Source organism: Actinoplanes ianthinogenes (assembly GCF_018324205.1).
Classification (GTDB): Bacteria; Actinomycetota; Actinomycetes; order Mycobacteriales; family Micromonosporaceae; genus Actinoplanes; species Actinoplanes ianthinogenes.
Genome location: NZ_AP023356.1, coordinates 290,914 through 305,240, shown reverse-complemented (window position 1 = coordinate 305,240; position 14,327 = coordinate 290,914). Strand labels below are relative to the sequence as shown.

General features: G+C 71.6%; 16 protein-coding genes. 7 read left to right on the top strand and 9 right to left on the bottom strand.

Annotation, left to right across the window (positions count from 1 at the left end; all coding sequences use genetic code 11):
* Window positions 1-71: 71 nt before the first annotated feature.
* Together efeO and efeU are read right to left on the bottom strand one after the other, a co-directional pair.
* On the bottom strand, window positions 72-1,211 hold the full coding sequence (gene efeO, locus Aiant_RS01490) for an iron uptake system protein EfeO (protein WP_189335657.1): 1,140 nt from the start codon (window positions 1,209-1,211) through the stop codon (window positions 72-74).
* A gap of 7 nt (window positions 1,212-1,218) precedes the next feature.
* Complete coding sequence (efeU, locus tag Aiant_RS01485; RefSeq protein WP_189335658.1) at window positions 1,219-2,058, bottom strand: iron uptake transporter permease EfeU; 840 nt, start codon at window positions 2,056-2,058, stop codon at window positions 1,219-1,221.
* Between the two features lie 109 nt (window positions 2,059-2,167).
* On the opposite strand from efeU, the gene Aiant_RS01480 reads away from it, so the two are divergent.
* A complete protein-coding gene (locus Aiant_RS01480; protein WP_189335659.1) occupies window positions 2,168-2,662 on the top strand; it encodes a MarR family winged helix-turn-helix transcriptional regulator in 495 nt (164 codons plus the stop codon).
* On the top strand, window positions 2,653-3,867 hold the full coding sequence (locus Aiant_RS01475; RefSeq protein ID WP_189335660.1) for an MFS transporter: 1,215 nt from the start codon (window positions 2,653-2,655) through the stop codon (window positions 3,865-3,867). Before Aiant_RS01480 ends, Aiant_RS01475 begins: the two co-directional genes overlap by 10 nt.
* Here Aiant_RS01475 and Aiant_RS01470 read toward each other — a convergent pair.
* From Aiant_RS01470 to Aiant_RS01460, 3 genes are all read right to left on the bottom strand, one after another.
* On the bottom strand, window positions 3,835-4,773 hold the full coding sequence (locus Aiant_RS01470) for a hypothetical protein (RefSeq protein WP_189335661.1): 939 nt from the start codon (window positions 4,771-4,773) through the stop codon (window positions 3,835-3,837). The two genes, Aiant_RS01475 and Aiant_RS01470, sit on opposite strands and share 33 nt — an antisense overlap.
* Window positions 4,774-4,970: 197 nt before the next feature.
* Window positions 4,971-5,621, bottom strand: coding sequence for a nucleotidyl transferase AbiEii/AbiGii toxin family protein (locus Aiant_RS01465; protein ID WP_229831262.1), 651 nt, complete (start codon window positions 5,619-5,621; stop codon window positions 4,971-4,973).
* A 286-nt stretch (window positions 5,622-5,907) separates the two neighbouring features.
* Window positions 5,908-6,249, bottom strand: coding sequence for a hypothetical protein (locus Aiant_RS01460; protein ID WP_189335662.1), 342 nt, complete (start codon window positions 6,247-6,249; stop codon window positions 5,908-5,910).
* A 289-nt stretch (window positions 6,250-6,538) separates the two neighbouring features.
* Between Aiant_RS01460 and Aiant_RS01455 the strand changes: the two genes are divergently transcribed.
* Window positions 6,539-8,101 (top strand): hypothetical protein, encoded by a 1,563-nt coding sequence (locus Aiant_RS01455; protein ID WP_189335663.1) that lies wholly within the window; start codon window positions 6,539-6,541, stop codon window positions 8,099-8,101.
* A gap of 484 nt (window positions 8,102-8,585) precedes the next feature.
* Here the strand turns inward: Aiant_RS01455 and Aiant_RS01450 are convergent, their stop codons facing one another.
* The gene (locus tag Aiant_RS01450) at window positions 8,586-9,224 is read right to left on the bottom strand and encodes a hypothetical protein (RefSeq protein WP_189335664.1); all 639 of its coding nucleotides are present in this window, start codon (window positions 9,222-9,224) and stop codon (window positions 8,586-8,588) included.
* Window positions 9,225-9,363: 139 nt separating this feature from the next.
* On the opposite strand from Aiant_RS01450, the gene Aiant_RS01445 reads away from it, so the two are divergent.
* A complete protein-coding gene (locus Aiant_RS01445; RefSeq protein ID WP_189335665.1) occupies window positions 9,364-9,819 on the top strand; it encodes a MarR family transcriptional regulator in 456 nt (151 codons plus the stop codon).
* 19 nt (window positions 9,820-9,838) lie between these two features.
* Window positions 9,839-10,210 (top strand): VOC family protein, encoded by a 372-nt coding sequence (locus tag Aiant_RS01440; protein WP_189335666.1) that lies wholly within the window; start codon window positions 9,839-9,841, stop codon window positions 10,208-10,210.
* Window positions 10,211-10,370: 160 nt separating this feature from the next.
* Here the strand turns inward: Aiant_RS01440 and Aiant_RS01435 are convergent, their stop codons facing one another.
* Entirely contained in the window at window positions 10,371-10,946 is a 576-nt protein-coding gene (locus Aiant_RS01435; protein ID WP_189335667.1) for a helix-turn-helix domain-containing protein, read from the bottom strand.
* A 47-nt stretch (window positions 10,947-10,993) separates the two neighbouring features.
* On the opposite strand from Aiant_RS01435, the gene Aiant_RS01430 reads away from it, so the two are divergent.
* Both Aiant_RS01430 and Aiant_RS01425 read left to right on the top strand, forming a co-directional pair.
* Window positions 10,994-11,827 carry a class I SAM-dependent methyltransferase gene (locus tag Aiant_RS01430; protein ID WP_189335668.1) on the top strand — a complete coding sequence of 278 codons (834 nt, stop codon included), beginning with the start codon at window positions 10,994-10,996 and terminating at the stop codon, window positions 11,825-11,827.
* Between the two features lie 30 nt (window positions 11,828-11,857).
* On the top strand, window positions 11,858-12,844 hold the full coding sequence (locus tag Aiant_RS01425; RefSeq protein ID WP_189335669.1) for a hypothetical protein: 987 nt from the start codon (window positions 11,858-11,860) through the stop codon (window positions 12,842-12,844).
* Here Aiant_RS01425 and Aiant_RS01420 read toward each other — a convergent pair.
* Together Aiant_RS01420 and Aiant_RS01415 are read right to left on the bottom strand one after the other, a co-directional pair.
* Window positions 12,838-13,590, bottom strand: a complete 753-nt coding sequence (locus tag Aiant_RS01420; RefSeq protein ID WP_189335670.1) for a nucleotidyltransferase domain-containing protein — start codon at window positions 13,588-13,590, stop codon at window positions 12,838-12,840. The two genes, Aiant_RS01425 and Aiant_RS01420, sit on opposite strands and share 7 nt — an antisense overlap.
* The gene (locus Aiant_RS01415) at window positions 13,587-14,258 is read right to left on the bottom strand and encodes a nucleotidyltransferase domain-containing protein (protein ID WP_189335671.1); all 672 of its coding nucleotides are present in this window, start codon (window positions 14,256-14,258) and stop codon (window positions 13,587-13,589) included. Before Aiant_RS01415 ends, Aiant_RS01420 begins: the two co-directional genes overlap by 4 nt.
* Between the last annotated feature and the right edge of the window lie 69 nt (window positions 14,259-14,327).

The window sequence follows — 14,327 nt, the reverse complement described above, 5'->3', positions numbered from 1 at the left end:
TCGTGCAGGGGTCGGGGGGTCGGTCTCGCGCAGCCGTGGGCGAGGCAGGTGCCTCGCCCACGGCTGGGGTGCTACTTCTTGGCCGCGACGAGCGCGGCAACCCTGCTGATCGGCTCGGCCAGCGCGTTGATGTTGTCGCTGAGTTCCTTCAGATCGGCCTGGGTGAGCTGGTTGTGCAGCTTCCAGCCGTCGCCGGCGCGGTGCTTCTCGAGCGACGCCTCGACCTTCGCGAAGTTGGCGTCGAGGGTCTTGACCAGCGCCGGGTCCCGCTCCTCGAGGGCCGGGCGCAGCGCCTGGATCGCGCCCTGCGAGCCCTCGATGTTGGCGGCGAAGTCCCACAGGTCGGTGTGCGAGTAGCGGTCCTCCTCACCGGTGATCTTGCCGGTGGCGACCTCGTCGAGCAGGCCCTTGGCGCCGTTGGCCAGCTCGACCGGGGAGAAGGTGACCGTCTCGGCCTTGGTCACGATGGTCTGGACGTCCTTGAGCAGCTGGTCGGCGACCGGGCCGTCCTTGCTGACGTCCTTGGTGACCCAGAGGTCCTTCTCGAGCTTGTGGAAGCCGGTCCACTCCTGACCCGGCTCCACGTCTCCGTCGCGGGCGTCGATCTTCGGGTCCAGGTCGCCGAAGCTCTCCGCGACCGGCTCGATCCGCTCCCAGTAGGTGCGGGCGACCGGGTACAGGCTCTTCGCCTTCTCCACGTCGCCGGCCTTGACCGCGGTGACGAACGCGGTGGTCTGCTCGATCAGCGCGCCGGTCTGGCTCTTCACATAGCGCTGGTAGTCCTTGGTGGCCTGGGCCAGCTTGGCGTCCTCGGTGAGCGGCGCGGCGGAGCCCTCGACCTGGAAGGCGTTGCGGATGCCCTTGCCGATCATGCCGGGCTTGCAGGCCGTCTCGTACGCCCCGGCGGGCAGCTCGACGATCAGGTCGCGGGACAGGCCGGGAGCGATGTTCTCGATCTCGCCCATGATCCGGTCGCCGGCCGCGTACACGTAGAACTCGTTGATCTTCGAGCCCTTGTTGGTGATCGCGAAGGTGACCGTGCCCGCGGCGGAGCTGGTCCGTTCCACCTTGCACTCGGTGTCCGAGGCGGCAACGGTGATCTTGCCGGAGGCAGCGGCGCTGCCGGCCTTCGTGTCGGCGTCCTTGTCGCCGCAGGCGGTGAGGAGCAGGGCGGCTGCTGCTCCGGCGGTGATAAGGCGTGCGGGGTGCATCGGTCTCCTAGGAGGCGGTGGTGGCGGGAGTGGCGGGGGTGGGCGCCGGCTTGCGGGCCGGCCAGAGGAACAGCACCAGGACGGGAATCCCGTAGGCGAGCCAGGCGACCGTCTCGACCACGGTCGGCGCCGGCGTGAAGTTGACCATGCCGCGGAGCAGTTCCGAGTACCACGCCTCGGGCGGGAGGGATCCGCTCAGGTCGAAGGCGTGGTGGTCGAGCCCGCCGAGGACGTTGGACTCCTGGAGGTCGTGGAAGCCGTACTTGAAGATGCCCGCGGCAACGAGCACCAGCAGCGCGCCGGTCCAGGTGAAGAACGTGGACAGGTTGATCCGGACCGCGCTGATGTAGAGCAGCCAGCCGAGGACCACCGAGGTGAGCAGGCCGAGACTGATCCCGATCAGCGGGCGGGCGCTGTCGGCGGCGCCCTGTGCCGCGGCGTAGAACAGGATCGAGGTCTCCAGGCCCTCGCGGATCACCGCGAGGAAGGCGACGCCGGCGACCGCGGCCGGGCCGACCTCGATCGCGGCCTCCATCTTGCCGCGCAGCTCCCGGCCCATGAACCGGGCCATCCGCCGCATCCAGAAGATCATCCAGGTGACGAAGGCCACCGCCACGAAGGAGGCGATCGCCTCGAACAGCTCCTGGTGCGTCGAGCTGAGCCGGGTGATGCCGAGCTGAAGCAGCACGGCGAAGCCGACGGCGATGGCCGCGGCCAGCGCGACACCGGCCCAGACCAGGCGGAGCATCGGCTTGCGATCGCTCTTGACCAGGAAGGCCACGAGGATCGAGACCACGAGGGTGATCTCCAGGCCCTCGCGGAGGCCGATGAGGTAGATGGCGGTCATGGAGCTCCAAAGGTTAGCCAAACCTAAGTTCGTACCCGCATCATTCTTCTACCAGGTTGTAGATGTCAAATCGTGTAAGCACTTATATAAGCGCTGTTACTGTTGCCGGATGGCTGACGTCGACGATCCGACCGGGAAGAGCGTCTGGGATCCGCTGTGGGATCTGCAGGCCGCGATGGACGCGGACATCGCCCGCATCTATGCCGAGGCGCACATCGAGGGACTCAAGCCCACCTGGGTCAAAGAGCTGATCCGGCTGCATCGGGGCGGTCCGATGACGATCACCGAGCTGGCGGCCGCGGTCGGGCGGACCCACTCGGCGCTGAGTCAGAAGGTGGCCGCCATGCGCGCCGCCGGGTGGGTGCGGACCGTCGCCGGACCGGATGCCCGCGCCAAACGGGTGGTTCTCTCGGCCAAGGCGGAGAGCGTCGTCGGCCGGCTCGCCGCCGAGTGGCGCGCCACCGAGGCCGCCCTCGTCGAGCTGGAGGCCGAGGTGCCCTATCCGATGGCCCGCGTCGTCAGCGACCTGAGGGCGGCCCTGGACCGCAAGAGCTTCCGGGACCGGATCGCCGGGAAACTGGCCGAGGACCCGGCGTGGCGGTGAGCGGGGCGCTGATCGACCTGCGGCCGCTGCGCTCGTCCCGGCCGTTCCGGCGGCTCTGGATCGGGGCGACGTTCTCCGGGTTCGGGAGGCAGATGACCCTGGTCGCGGTGATGTACCAGGTGTGGCAGCAGACCCACAGCACGGTGTGGACCGGCGCGGTCGGGCTCGCCCACGCGCTGCCGGTGGTGCTGTTCGGCCTGTTCGCCGGCGCGCTCGCGGACCGCGCCGAACGCCGCCGGCTCTCGCTGATCACCACCGGTGGAGCGGCGGCCTGCACCGCGCTGCTCGCCGTGCAGGGCCTCGCGGGCGCGTACCCGGTCACCGGGGTGCTGGCGCTGGTCGCGGTGCAGTCCTGCTTCGGCGCGGCCGGTGGGCCGGTCGGGCGCAGCTACCTGCCGCACCTGCTGCACCGCGACCAGCTCGCCGCCGGCCTGGCGCTCCACCACATCTCGTTCCAGGCGGCGATGCTGGCCGGGCCGGCCCTGGGCGGTCTGGTCCTGGCCTGGATCGGGGTCGGCGGCTGCTACCTGATCGACACCCTGACGTTCGGGCTGGCGTTCTTCGGGGTGCTCGGGCTGCCGGTGCTGCGACCCGACGACGCGCCGGACACCTCCAGCCTGCGCGCGGTGGCGGAGGGGCTGCGCTTCCTGGCCGGGCACCGGGTGGTGCGCACCGCGCTGCTCACCGACCTGGCCGCGACCGTGCTGGCCATGCCGATCAGCCTGTTCGCCCTGATGAACGCGGCCTGGTTCGGCGGCGACCCGCGGACGTTCGGGCTGTTCCTGAGCGCGATCGCGGTCGGCGGCCTGATCGCGTCGCTGCTGTCCGGGACGTTCACCGGACATGGCCGGCCGCAGCTGGTGATGCTCGGCGCGTCAGCGGCCTGGGGTGTGGCCCTCGCCCTGTTCGGGCTGGCCGGGAACCCATGGCTGGGCCTGGGCTGTCTGGTGCTGGCCGGGGCGGCGGACACCGTGGCGGTCGTGTCGCGGGGCACGGTGGTCCAGCTGCACACGCCGAACGGGCTGCTCGGGCGGGTGTCGGCGGCCGAGCAGATCGTCGGCCAGGCCGGGCCGGACCTGGGCAACATGCGGGCCGGGCTGGTCGCCCGGGTCTGGTCCGGTCCGGTGGCGCTGGTCAGCGGGGGAGTGCTGTGCGTGCTGGCGGTCGCCGCCCTAGCCGAACACGGCGTGCGTCAGCGCCGCTGAGGCCTGACGGATCGTCCCCGGGTGCAGCAGCACCTGCCGGCAGCCGTCCGCCTCGACGTTCAGCCAGCTCGGACCGGAGTTGAGGACGGCGAAGCGGGTGGCCTGCCCGGTGCACGGGGTGGCCGGCGCGCTCGCGGCCAGCTGGGCGCGGGCGGTCGTCCACTCGGCCGGGCTCAGGCTGCGCCCGGATTCGAGCCGGCCGACCGGGAGCTCACTGCCCCGCTGATCGGCCGGGACCCGGTAGACGCAGACCTTGACGGTGGCGTCGGCGGCGGGCAGCGGCTCCGGGGACGGCGTGCCGCCGGTGCTGTCGTGGCGGGCGACGGTCAGCTCGTCCTTCCAGTCCTGCGCGCACCCCGTGGCGGCCGCGAGATCCGAGTCGAGGTTCCGGACGACCTTGGCGCTCACCTGCTCGGTCCGCAGTTTTTCGTACGCGTCGCGGAACGCCTTGCGTGGCTTGCCGCAGGAGTCGACGGGAACGCCGGGCCGGATCCAGCGGCCCTGGTCGTCGAGCAGGGCCAGCCACGGGACGAACGGCATCTCCAGCGTGCAGGCTTCGGCCGTGCCGGGCTCGTCCGGCAGGCGCAGGGCGGTGAGCAGGGCGGCGATGTCGCCGGCGCGGGACTCGGTCGCCATCAGGTCGAGGCCGCCGCCGGGTCGCTGCTTCGGCCCGATCATGCAGATGACGGCGGAGGCCGGGGTGAAGCTGCCGTCGAGGTGGGGCAGTTCGAGAGCGTCCTGGCCATGCTCGGCGCCCTCGGCGGCGCATGACGTCCAGCGGTCATGCACCGCGGGGCGGCCGGTTGTGGCGACGACCGGGGCGCCGGGCTCGTCACTGTCGACTCCGGCGCATCCGCCCAGAATGAACGCCAGCGCGATCGTGGCCGCTGTGAACCGTCTGCTCATGCGGGGTGAGACGTCCGTCGTGCGCGTCCGGTTCCCCGGGTGCCGGTTGATTGCCGGTGCCGCCTGTTGCCGGGCCGGCCCGGTGCCGCTTGTTCCGGGGCCGCTCGCTGCTGGTGCCGCTTGTTGCCGGGGCCGCTTGTTGCTGGTGCCGCTTGCTGCCGGGCCGGCCGGTGCGCTTCTTGCCGGGCCCTTGCCGCTTATTGGCGGGGCCAGTCCGCCAGGCGTGCCCGCAGCTCGGCGATCTTCGCCGCGTCCAGGCCGTAAAGGGTGAACCGCACGTCGTCCAGCCGATCCAGGTAGCGCCCCGCGTCCGCGATCTCGTCCGGCTCCAGTGCCGGGTCCGCCGCGTAGGCGAGCTCCAAGAGCCGCTCCAGCGGATACCGTTCCAGCGCCGCCGCGACGTCGATGTAGTCGCGGACCTCCCGCCGGGTCACCAGCGCCGCCACCTTCGTCGCGACCAGGTCGTCGAGGTGCATCACCGGGCCGAGGTCCATCACGACCGGGGTGCGCCGGCGGTCCAGCCGGCACAGGGTGAGCCGCAGCGCCCGATGCTCACCCGCGACCAGGAACTCCTGAATGTCCGCGTCCATCCCGGCGAACAGTTCGTCGCCCTCCTCGCGCACCACCCGGTAGCCGGCGTCGGTCAGCGCCGCGACCACCTCGCCGGCCGCCGCGAGCACCGCGCCGTCGGTGTCGGTGAACAGGTCGATGTCCTCGGTGGGGCGGGCGACCAGGCCGTTGACCAGCCAGGCGACGCCGCCACCGAGGACGAAACGGTGCTTGTCGGCGACCGCGAGCGCGATCCGCGCGACGTCACGATAGAAGTCGTCGACGCTCGGATTGGTCACACTATTTCCGCCGAATTCGTCATCGCCGGAATGGGGCCTCTCGCACGATCTAGTCCGCTGGTCGGGCGCGGCCCATTTGTGGCGAGTGGCCCGTTCGTGGGATCGGTTCTCTCATGTGAACCGCTCCGCTCGCGGGAATCGGTTCGCTCGCGGCGATCGGTCTGCTCGCGGGAATCGGTTCGCCCGTGGAGTTCGGGCCGCTCGTGACGCTCGTGACGCTCGGGCCGCTCGTGAGGATCGGTCCGGTCGTCGGAATCGGGCCGCGACTGGGAATCGTGCCGGTCATTCACGCGGTGAGACGGACGCGCAGCCGCGGATGCCGCGCCTCCCAGGCTGCCCGGACACCGCGCGGCAGATTCAGCTCGGGCCAGACCCGCACCAACGTCGCGCCGTCGATATAGGCACGCAACTCGTCGACTCGGATCGATTCGCGGAGCACATTCTCATACATCCACAGCAGCATCGTGTGCTGCCCGAGATCGAACGCGCGCTGCGGATGCCACCAAAGTCGCAACGGCAACTCGACCAGACCGCAGGTGGGCCCCCGCAATTCGGCAAGCGTGCCGGCCACGACGACCGGCCGGTGCGGCCGGGCCAGGTGGACGACGGGGGCGGCGCTCGCGGACATGCGCCCAGCCTAAACCGTCATACCGGAAGGAAAGCAAGCTCCTAGATTCCTAGGATGCAAAGACAGCATGCCGAAACTCACGGTTCGGCTGCGGTTACCGTGGACTTTTTTGTACGACCTATGCCCAGTCCCGCCGAGCAGCCCCGGACCGCTGTTGGTTCCGGCCGCTACGGGACCGCCGGGCTGAAGCTGTGGGCACGGAACACCCGTTTAGCCGCGCGCACCCGGGCCGGCCAAGAATGGAAATTCGCGTCCATTGATGCCCTGGGCGTCATCTCGCGGATCAGGTGTGGCACGATTCCACGCCGAGGTGATGTTGATCATGCAGGTGACCGATCAGGCGCTCCGGGCGCTGACGCTGGCCGCGGTGTCCGCGCATTCACGGGCCGAGACCCCGGTCAACAGCTATCACCTGCTGCTCGGCCTGACCGAGGCCGAGGGCGCCGCCCGGCACCTGCTCGCCCCTGACTCCCCGCACCCGACCAGCCCCGCGCCCGGCCCCGATTCCGAGTCGCCAGATCCGCGCGAAGCGGAAACCCCGGTCGCGCTGGAGGCCGGGTCTGGCCCGCAGCGTTCGCAAGCGGTCGGTCAGGAGCCTGGGAACGGGTCTGGCCCGCAGCGCCCGGGGGTGGTCGGTCAGGAGCCTGAGAGCGGGTCTGGCTCACAGCGTCCGGGCGCGGTCGGTCAGGAGCCCGGGAGTGGGTCTGGCGTGCAGCGTCCGGGGGTGGTCGATCGCAAGTCCGCGGTCGGGCCGGATCGGCGGCGTGCGGGTGCAGCCGATTCGCCCGCGGCGTTCCGGACCGCCAAGGAGGCCGTCGAGCGGGCGGTGGTGCACGCCCGCGGCTCGGGGCGTGATTACGCGACCACTGCCGACCTGCTGTTCGCCATCCTCGACCTGGACAGTGCTTCGAACGAGGGCCTGGATCGCGGTCCGGTGGCGCGAGCATTGCGAGTCTCCGGCGCTGACCCGATCGCGCTCCGTGCCGCCGCGACCGAACAGGATCACATCGCGTGCTGCCAGGAATCCGGGATCAGCCCGATCCGTCCGACCCTGATAGCTATGGGTTCGCATGCCGGCCGTCTGCCCGGCCGGGCGCGAACCGCCGCCGGCTTCATCGCTGCCGCGGTTCCCGCGCTCCTGTTGTGGGCCGCGGTCCTGGCCGTCGCCTGGGATACCACCGGCCCGGAGACGATCCTGGCCGCGGGCGGCCTCGCCCTGGCCGTCTTCCTCGCGCTGACGCTGGTCGCGCGCCGGCGGCAGTTCGATCGCGTCCGCGCCCTTGTCCCGGACCGCTTGACCGTTCCCGCCGAACTCCAGCCGGTGCTGGACCGTCTCGGTCTGCGCAGCCTGGAGGTACGGCGGCAGGCCGGCGTCGCCCTGGACCGCTGCTTTCGGTACGGGCCCCGAGCGCTGGTCGTGGTTTGCGCCAACACCGAGGCGCACGCCGAGTTCATCGGTTTCGTGCTGTGGCACGAGCTGGCGCACCTGGCCCGCCGGGAGCACGCCCGGCGCCGCCTGTGGTACCTGCTGCTCATCGGCCTGTACGTCGGCGCGACGGTCGGGTCCGACGTGCGTGCGCTGGCGGTCGCGGTCCTGGGTGGCCTGGTGCTGACCGTGTCCGGCCGGTGGTGGTCGGAGCTGGCCTGCGACCGGTTCGCGGTCCGGCACTCCGGAGTGGCCGGACTGCACGCGTGGGTCGCCGACCAGCGGAAGATCCGCGTCATCGCGCGTCAGCGGGGAAAGTGGTCCGCCGGGAAGCAATTAAGGAGCCTGCTCAGCCATCCGCCGCTCCGGTTGCGAGCCGCCCTGCATCCGGTGACCCTACCGGCAAGGGAAGCGGTGGCTGCCTGAGCCAGGCGGCGTGTGCCGTGCGACGCCGGCCGGGAAAGCGGTGGCCGCCTAAGTCGGGCGGTGCGTCCCTGGCTGGGCAGCGGTGGCCGCCTGAGTCGGGCGGAGCCTCCCTGGGCGGGGAGCGGCGGGCGGCGTCCCGGTCGGGCGGAGCGTTCCTGACCGGAGAAGTGGTGGGCGTCCCGGTCGGGCGGAGCGTTCCTGACCGGGGAGACGTGAGCGGCCTGAACCGGGCGGAGCCTCCCTGGGCGGGGAGCGGCGGGCGGCGTCCCGGTCGGGTGGAGCGTTCCTGACCGGAGAAGTGGTGGGCGTCCCGGTCGGGTGGAGCGTTCCTGACCGGAGAAGTGGTGGGCGTCCCAGTCGGGCGGAGCGCTCCTGACCGGGCAGCGGTGGCCGCCTGAGTCGGGTGGAGCGTCCCTGGGCGGGGAGTGGCGGGTGTCCCGGTCGGGTGGAGCGTTCCTGGGCGGGGAGCGGTGGGCGGCTTGAGTTAGGCGAAGCGTTCGGTGGTGAGCGGGACGAGGCCGCGGCGGCGGACGTCGGCCGTGAGTTTGCGCAGGACGTCGCCGACGACTTCGGGGCTGTCGCCTGTGATCAGGACGGTCACGTCCAGGCCCCAGGCGAGGCCGCTGCCGACGCGGCGCAGGTGCCAGGCGAACAGGTCGTTGCCGGCCCGGCCGTGGCCGCCCGGGAGGCCGCCGGCGCCGACACCGGGCCAGGCATCGTTCAGGTCGGTCAGGTGGGTGTCGCGTAGTTCCTTGGCGAACAGCACGCGGTAGACGCGCCGCTCGGCGAAGCCGTCCGGGGTGTCCTCCACGGTCAGCCGCAACGGCGCCGTCGTCGTGAAACGCACCCATTCCCCGAAGTGCCCGCGCAGCGACTCCTCGGCTGGCAGGGGACGCCCGGCGAGCCCCTGGTAGACGACGGCCGCCCGGTCCCGGCCGACCGGGGTGACCGTGGCGAGCAGCTGCTCATCCGTACGCAAAGCCTTGCCGAACGATCCGGCGCCGCGCCACCCGCCGCTCCCAGCCGTCCACATCGCGCCGCCGAGCCCCACGGTCACGTGGTCCTCGCCGTAGGCGAACTCCTCGACCAGGATTCCGTCCCCGGCCACCAGGTAGTAGTCCATGATTCCCCCGTTCCACCCACGTCCATCGATTGAACCCGGTCGGCCGCCGGTTGTCCGGTCTCGACGCGCCCTGCCGCTGTCGTGTTCTTGACCTCGATCGCGGTCGAAGTTTTACGGTGCGGCGCATGGAGGTGCCGACATGACGTTGTCCGATGCCGATCTCGCCGCTCAGCCGGCTGCATATTGGACCGGGGTGGCCTACGAGTCCCTGATCGCCTTTACGCGGGCGCGGCAGGCGGAGTTCGGGTTCAGTCAGCCGCAGTTCTGGCTGTTGCGCCACCTGTCCGTGAACGATCTGTCACCGGACGGGCAGGGGCGGTCGATCCCGGCGTTGCGGGAGGCGATGGCGGAGTATTTGCGAGCCGAGGACGATCTGGCCGCCGAGGCGGAGACGCTGCTCGGGCGGGGCTGGCTCAGGCTGGACGAGGACGGGCTGTGGTGGCTGACGGAGGAGGGCGAGGCGGCGCGGGTGCGGTTCCAGGGGCATGCTCCGGAGATCCGTGCGCGGATCCACGACGGCGTCGATGACGCGGACTACCTGGTTGCGCTCAAGGTGCTGCGGCGGATGATCGAGAACACCGGCGGGGCCGGCTGACCGGACGGAAGGGGCTGCCATGCCGATCGGGCGTCTACACCATCTGATCCTCGACTGTCCTGATCCGCGGGGGCTGGCTCGATTCTGGAGCGGGGTGCTCGGGGAGCCGATCACCTATGACGACGGGGACTTCGTGGTGGTGTCGGCGGACACCACGACGTCCGGGATGGCGTTTCAGCGGTCGCCGGATCAGCGGGCGGCGACCTGGCCGGATCCGGCGGTGCCGCAGCAGATGCATGTGGACGTGATGGTCGACGACGTGGTGGCGGCGGGGGAGGCGGTGCTGGCCCTGGGGGCGGTGCGGCTGGCCGGGGAGGGCGTGTTCGCGGATCCGGCGGGGCATCCGTTCTGCCTGATCCCGCGGCCGGGGTGGGCGCGGCCGGTCGGGTGAGTTTCCGGCCGGGGTCCACGGCGGTCCCGTCTGCCGCGGGGCAGGGAGCCCGGGGGAGACGGTGGGGAGGACCGGCGGCGTGCGGTGGCAAGCGGCGGGCAGGGGCGACGGCGGGCGGCGGGCTTGCGGGGCGGGCCGGGTGTGGCGGCTCTGGGCGTACCTAAAAATGGGGTTGATGCGGGCCCAAGTGGGACCGCTCGCCCTCCTGGTCGAGGATGCAGAGCACCTCGGCCGGGCCGCCCGCCGAACCGAAGGCGTGCGGGACCATCGTGGAGAACTCGGCGGCCTCGCCGGCGCGGACCGTGATGGTGCGGTCGGCCAGGCGCAGCACGACGGCGCCGGACAGGACCAGGAACCAGTCGCGCCCCGGGTGCACGCGCAGGTCGGCCGGGACCGGGCGGTCGACGCGCAGCTTGGCGACGGTCATGCCGGCCGGGGCGTTCTCGCGGGTGAGCAGCCAGGTGGTCATGCCGCGCTGCTCGTCGTGGTGCGGCCGGATGACCACGTCCTCGTCGCGGCCGGACTCGACGAGCTGGTCGAGGGTGGTGCTGAGGGCGCGGGCGATGGCGGTCAGCTGGTCGAGGGCGATCCGGCGGTGGCCGGTCTCGATGCGGGACAGGGTGGACGGGGTGAGGTAGGCCCGGGAGGCCAGCTCGTCGAGGGACCAGCCGCGAGCGACCCGGAGGCTGCGGATCCGCTGGCGGACGAGGGCGTCGAGCTCACCGTCTTGCGTCATACGCAAGATTGTATGCCGATCGCGCAAGATGGGGCTACCGTCGGGGCATGGCACACGAACACGGCCACGGCGGCCACCACCAGCACGGACACAGCGGCGGACACGGGCAGATGGCCGAGATGCTGGATCTCGACGCCGAGGTGTTGGGGGACTACTACCGCGAGGTGATCGGCTGGGCCGGGCAGCTCGTCCCGGCGGACGCCCGGATCGTCGATCTCGGCGCGGGCACCGGGACCGGCACCATCGCCCTGGCCCGGCAGCTGCCCGGCGCCACGCTGACCGCCGTCGACGTCGACGAGGAGATGCAGGCCGGCCTCCGGGAGCGCGTGGCGGCGGCGGGCTTCGCGGACCGGGTCCGCACCGTGCGGGCCGACCTCGACGGCGACTGGCCGCCGCTCGGCCCGGCCGACCTGGTGTGGGCGTCCGCGTCGATGCACCATCTGGCCGACCCGGCGCGCACGCTCGGACAGGTCCGCGAGGTGCTGCGGCCCGGCGGCGTCTTCATGATCACCGAGTTGGACGGGTTCCCGCGGTTCCTGACCGACCCGGCCGGGTCGGCGCTGGAGGAGCGTTGCCAGGCCGAGCTGGCCCGGTTGCGGCTGGAGGCCGGCCTGCACATGGGCCTGGACTGGGGCGCCCGCCTCAAGGACGCGGGCTTCGAGCCGGCCGGTGAGCGCCGGTTTGCCATCGAGCTGCCCGGGCCGCTGTCGCCGCAGGCCAGGCGCTATGCGCAGGTCACCCTGGAGCGGACCCGGGACCGGATCGCCGAGCACCTGAGCGCCGCCGACGTCACCGCCCTCGATGCCGTCCTGGCGGACCTGCCCAGCCGCGACGACCTGGTCGTCCGCGCCACCCGCGACGTCTGGATCGGCCGCCGCTGACCTCTCGACGTGGCGATCTACAGTGCGCGGATGGATAGACGCGCATTTTTGGGGGTTGTGGCCGGTTCGGCGATCGGCGGGCCGCTGCTCGGTGAGTTGCCGGCCGAGGCCGCGGCCGCCACCGTGATCACCACCGAGCAGGCGAGCGGGCGGATCCTCCGGTTCAACCCGGCGGCCTGGAACGGCGGCTCGGTGCTGTGGAAGGCGCCGAGCCGCACCGGCACCTGGACCAACCTCTCCGACGTCAAGCGTCGCGGCACCACCAGGTGGGGCTCGGTCATGCTGGTCACCGCGTCCGGCGCCGGGGACTACCTCGGCAGGGCCGCGATGATCGACGAGAGTGCGATCGGCTCGGGGCGGACCGGTGGGATCGTCTGGCAGGCGACCGTGGACGGCAACCCGCACTCGATCGAGCGGATCGAGGGCCGCGGCGCGATCGTGGTCGCCACCTCGAAGGGTGCGACCGGGTCGGCGAGCGGTGGCGGGCTGAGCCTGTTCGTGCCGGCCACGAATGGCGGCAAGCCGTCCAGCACCCGGGTCGGGTTCTACAGCTTCCCGGGGGCGCACGGCGTCACCTGGAGCCGGACCGGTCACCTGCTAGCCGTGGGCAACGGGCAGCTGCGGGCCTACACGGTGACCGGGAACGGCTCCGGGACTCGGCTGAAGTTCGCCTTCAGCACCAGTTTCAGCGACGGGTCCGGCCGGGCCAAAACCGGCCACGACGTGCTGCCTGACCACGCCGCCGCGGACACGTACCTGTTCACTTCGTCGTACTACGTGCGCCGGGTGAAACTGGTGGCCGGCCCGACCGGCTGGCATTTCGGCAAACTGTCGACGGTGAGCAGGGCCGCGCATGTGAAGTCGTACACCCGGATGCCCAGCGGCGTGACGACCTGGATCGTGCCGGGCGGCGGCGAGGGCGACTGGAGCCGGACGGTCCACTTCAGCTCCGGGAACCACAGCAAGAGCGGGGCGCGCTTCTACCGGGTGCGCTACAACACGACGGCCTATCACTGAGCCGCGAGGCGGGTGCGGACGACCAGGTCGTGCAGGGCGTCGACGGCGGCGAACGACGGCTTGTCGGGCAGCGGCGAGTTGTCCCGGGCCGCTTCCAGCTCGGCGCGCAGCCGGGGGATGTCGGTGGCCAGCCGGTCGGCCGCGCCCGCCGGGAACGGTCCGTGCTCGGCCTCGCGCTTCGCCGCGATCAGCTCCGGCACGTAGTCGATCTCCGCGCCCAGGATCCGCAGGTCGGTCTCGAGCCGCCCGGTACGCATCAGGTGGATGCCGGTCAGCAGCACGCGCAGCGTGTACAGGGCCGGCTTCAGCTCGCCGCTCTTGATCCAGAGCTTCTCCTGGCTGTGCGAGAAGCCGAGGTAGTGGTAGGTGTGGTTGCGGGTGATCAGCCCCGGCGCCAGGGCGACCAGCTCGGCGTGCAGCGGGGTGGTCACCACCACCAGCGGCGACAGGAGCTGCTCCAGGACGTAGCCGTTGCGGCTGTTCAGCAGCTTGGCGAACTTCAGCAGGTCGTGCGAGACCACGTCCAGCTCGACGCCGTCGCGGACGCCGGCGCGCTGCAGCGTGTCCGGGCCGGTGCGCAGGCCGACGACCTCGGCCACCGGCAGCACGTGGGCGCCGCGCAGGTCGAGGTCCGAGTCGACCGAGGCGAAACCGTACAGGTGGGCGCCGCTGACGGTGCAGAAGACCAGGGGATAGGGGAGTTGCGTGGCGGCGTCCGCCGCCCACTCCGGCACGTCGATCGTCACAGTCCACGCTCCCTGACAGCGGTCAGCAGTTCGTCCACCCGGTCCCGGTCGGGCCGCTCCGGCAGGGGCGTGGCCGCTGCGGCCTCGTCCAGCTCGGTGAGCAGCGAACCCGCCCAGGCGGTGACGTCCTCCCACGGCACCAGCCCCTGCTTGACCGCGAGCAGCTGGTCCCGCAGGTGCCGCACGTCGACCAGCACCTCCCCGGTCCGCAGCACGTGCGCCCCGGCCATCAGCAGCCGGATCATATGCATGGCCTGCTTGTGGTTGGTCTCCCCGGTCCGTGCCCGCCGGGCGGCGACCCGGTCGAGCTGGTCCCGGGCATAGTTCCCGTACGTCTCCGCCACCCGCCGCGACAGGAACGCCGTGCGGATCCCCCGCAGCTCCTCGCCGTCGGGGGTGATCTGCTCGACGATCGGCGACCAGAGCACCTCCAGCACGGTCGGGTTGGCCTGCAACGCGAGCGTGCAGAACCGCTCGACCTCCCAGGAGAACTGCTCCTCCGCGGGCCCGTCGAGGTGCGTCGGCGGTTTGTCCAGCCGCCAGAAGTCCCTGGTCGGCGCGGCATAAACCCCGCGCCGGTCGTGGTCGCTGTCCGGCCCGTCCAGCCCATAGGCCCGGGACCCGACCACCACGGCCAGGATCGTGTGCTTCTCGACAAGCCCCGTCATGCCCGCGAACGCTACTGATCCCACCGCGAAGGCGCGCGTTCTTTTCCGCCTTGAGCACTGGCCCGTCTC

What these genes read in the sequence shown, in the direction of transcription:
- efeO (WP_189335657.1), bottom strand. Translation starts at nt 1,211, where the DNA reads ATGCACCCCGCACGCCTTATCACCGCCGGAGCAGCAGCCGCCCTGCTC.
- efeU (WP_189335658.1), bottom strand. Translation starts at nt 2,058, where the DNA reads ATGACCGCCATCTACCTCATCGGCCTCCGCGAGGGCCTGGAGATCACC.
- Aiant_RS01480 (WP_189335659.1), top strand. Translation starts at nt 2,168, where the DNA reads ATGGCTGACGTCGACGATCCGACCGGGAAGAGCGTCTGGGATCCGCTG.
- Aiant_RS01470 (WP_189335661.1), bottom strand. Translation starts at nt 4,773, where the DNA reads ATGAGCAGACGGTTCACAGCGGCCACGATCGCGCTGGCGTTCATTCTG.
- Aiant_RS01460 (WP_189335662.1), bottom strand. Translation starts at nt 6,249, where the DNA reads ATGTCCGCGAGCGCCGCCCCCGTCGTCCACCTGGCCCGGCCGCACCGG.
- Aiant_RS01450 (WP_189335664.1), bottom strand. Translation starts at nt 9,224, where the DNA reads ATGGACTACTACCTGGTGGCCGGGGACGGAATCCTGGTCGAGGAGTTC.
- Aiant_RS01445 (WP_189335665.1), top strand. Translation starts at nt 9,364, where the DNA reads ATGACGTTGTCCGATGCCGATCTCGCCGCTCAGCCGGCTGCATATTGG.
- Aiant_RS01440 (WP_189335666.1), top strand. Translation starts at nt 9,839, where the DNA reads ATGCCGATCGGGCGTCTACACCATCTGATCCTCGACTGTCCTGATCCG.
- Aiant_RS01435 (WP_189335667.1), bottom strand. Translation starts at nt 10,946, where the DNA reads ATGACGCAAGACGGTGAGCTCGACGCCCTCGTCCGCCAGCGGATCCGC.
- Aiant_RS01430 (WP_189335668.1), top strand. Translation starts at nt 10,994, where the DNA reads ATGGCACACGAACACGGCCACGGCGGCCACCACCAGCACGGACACAGC.
- Aiant_RS01425 (WP_189335669.1), top strand. Translation starts at nt 11,858, where the DNA reads ATGGATAGACGCGCATTTTTGGGGGTTGTGGCCGGTTCGGCGATCGGC.
- Aiant_RS01415 (WP_189335671.1), bottom strand. Translation starts at nt 14,258, where the DNA reads ATGACGGGGCTTGTCGAGAAGCACACGATCCTGGCCGTGGTGGTCGGG.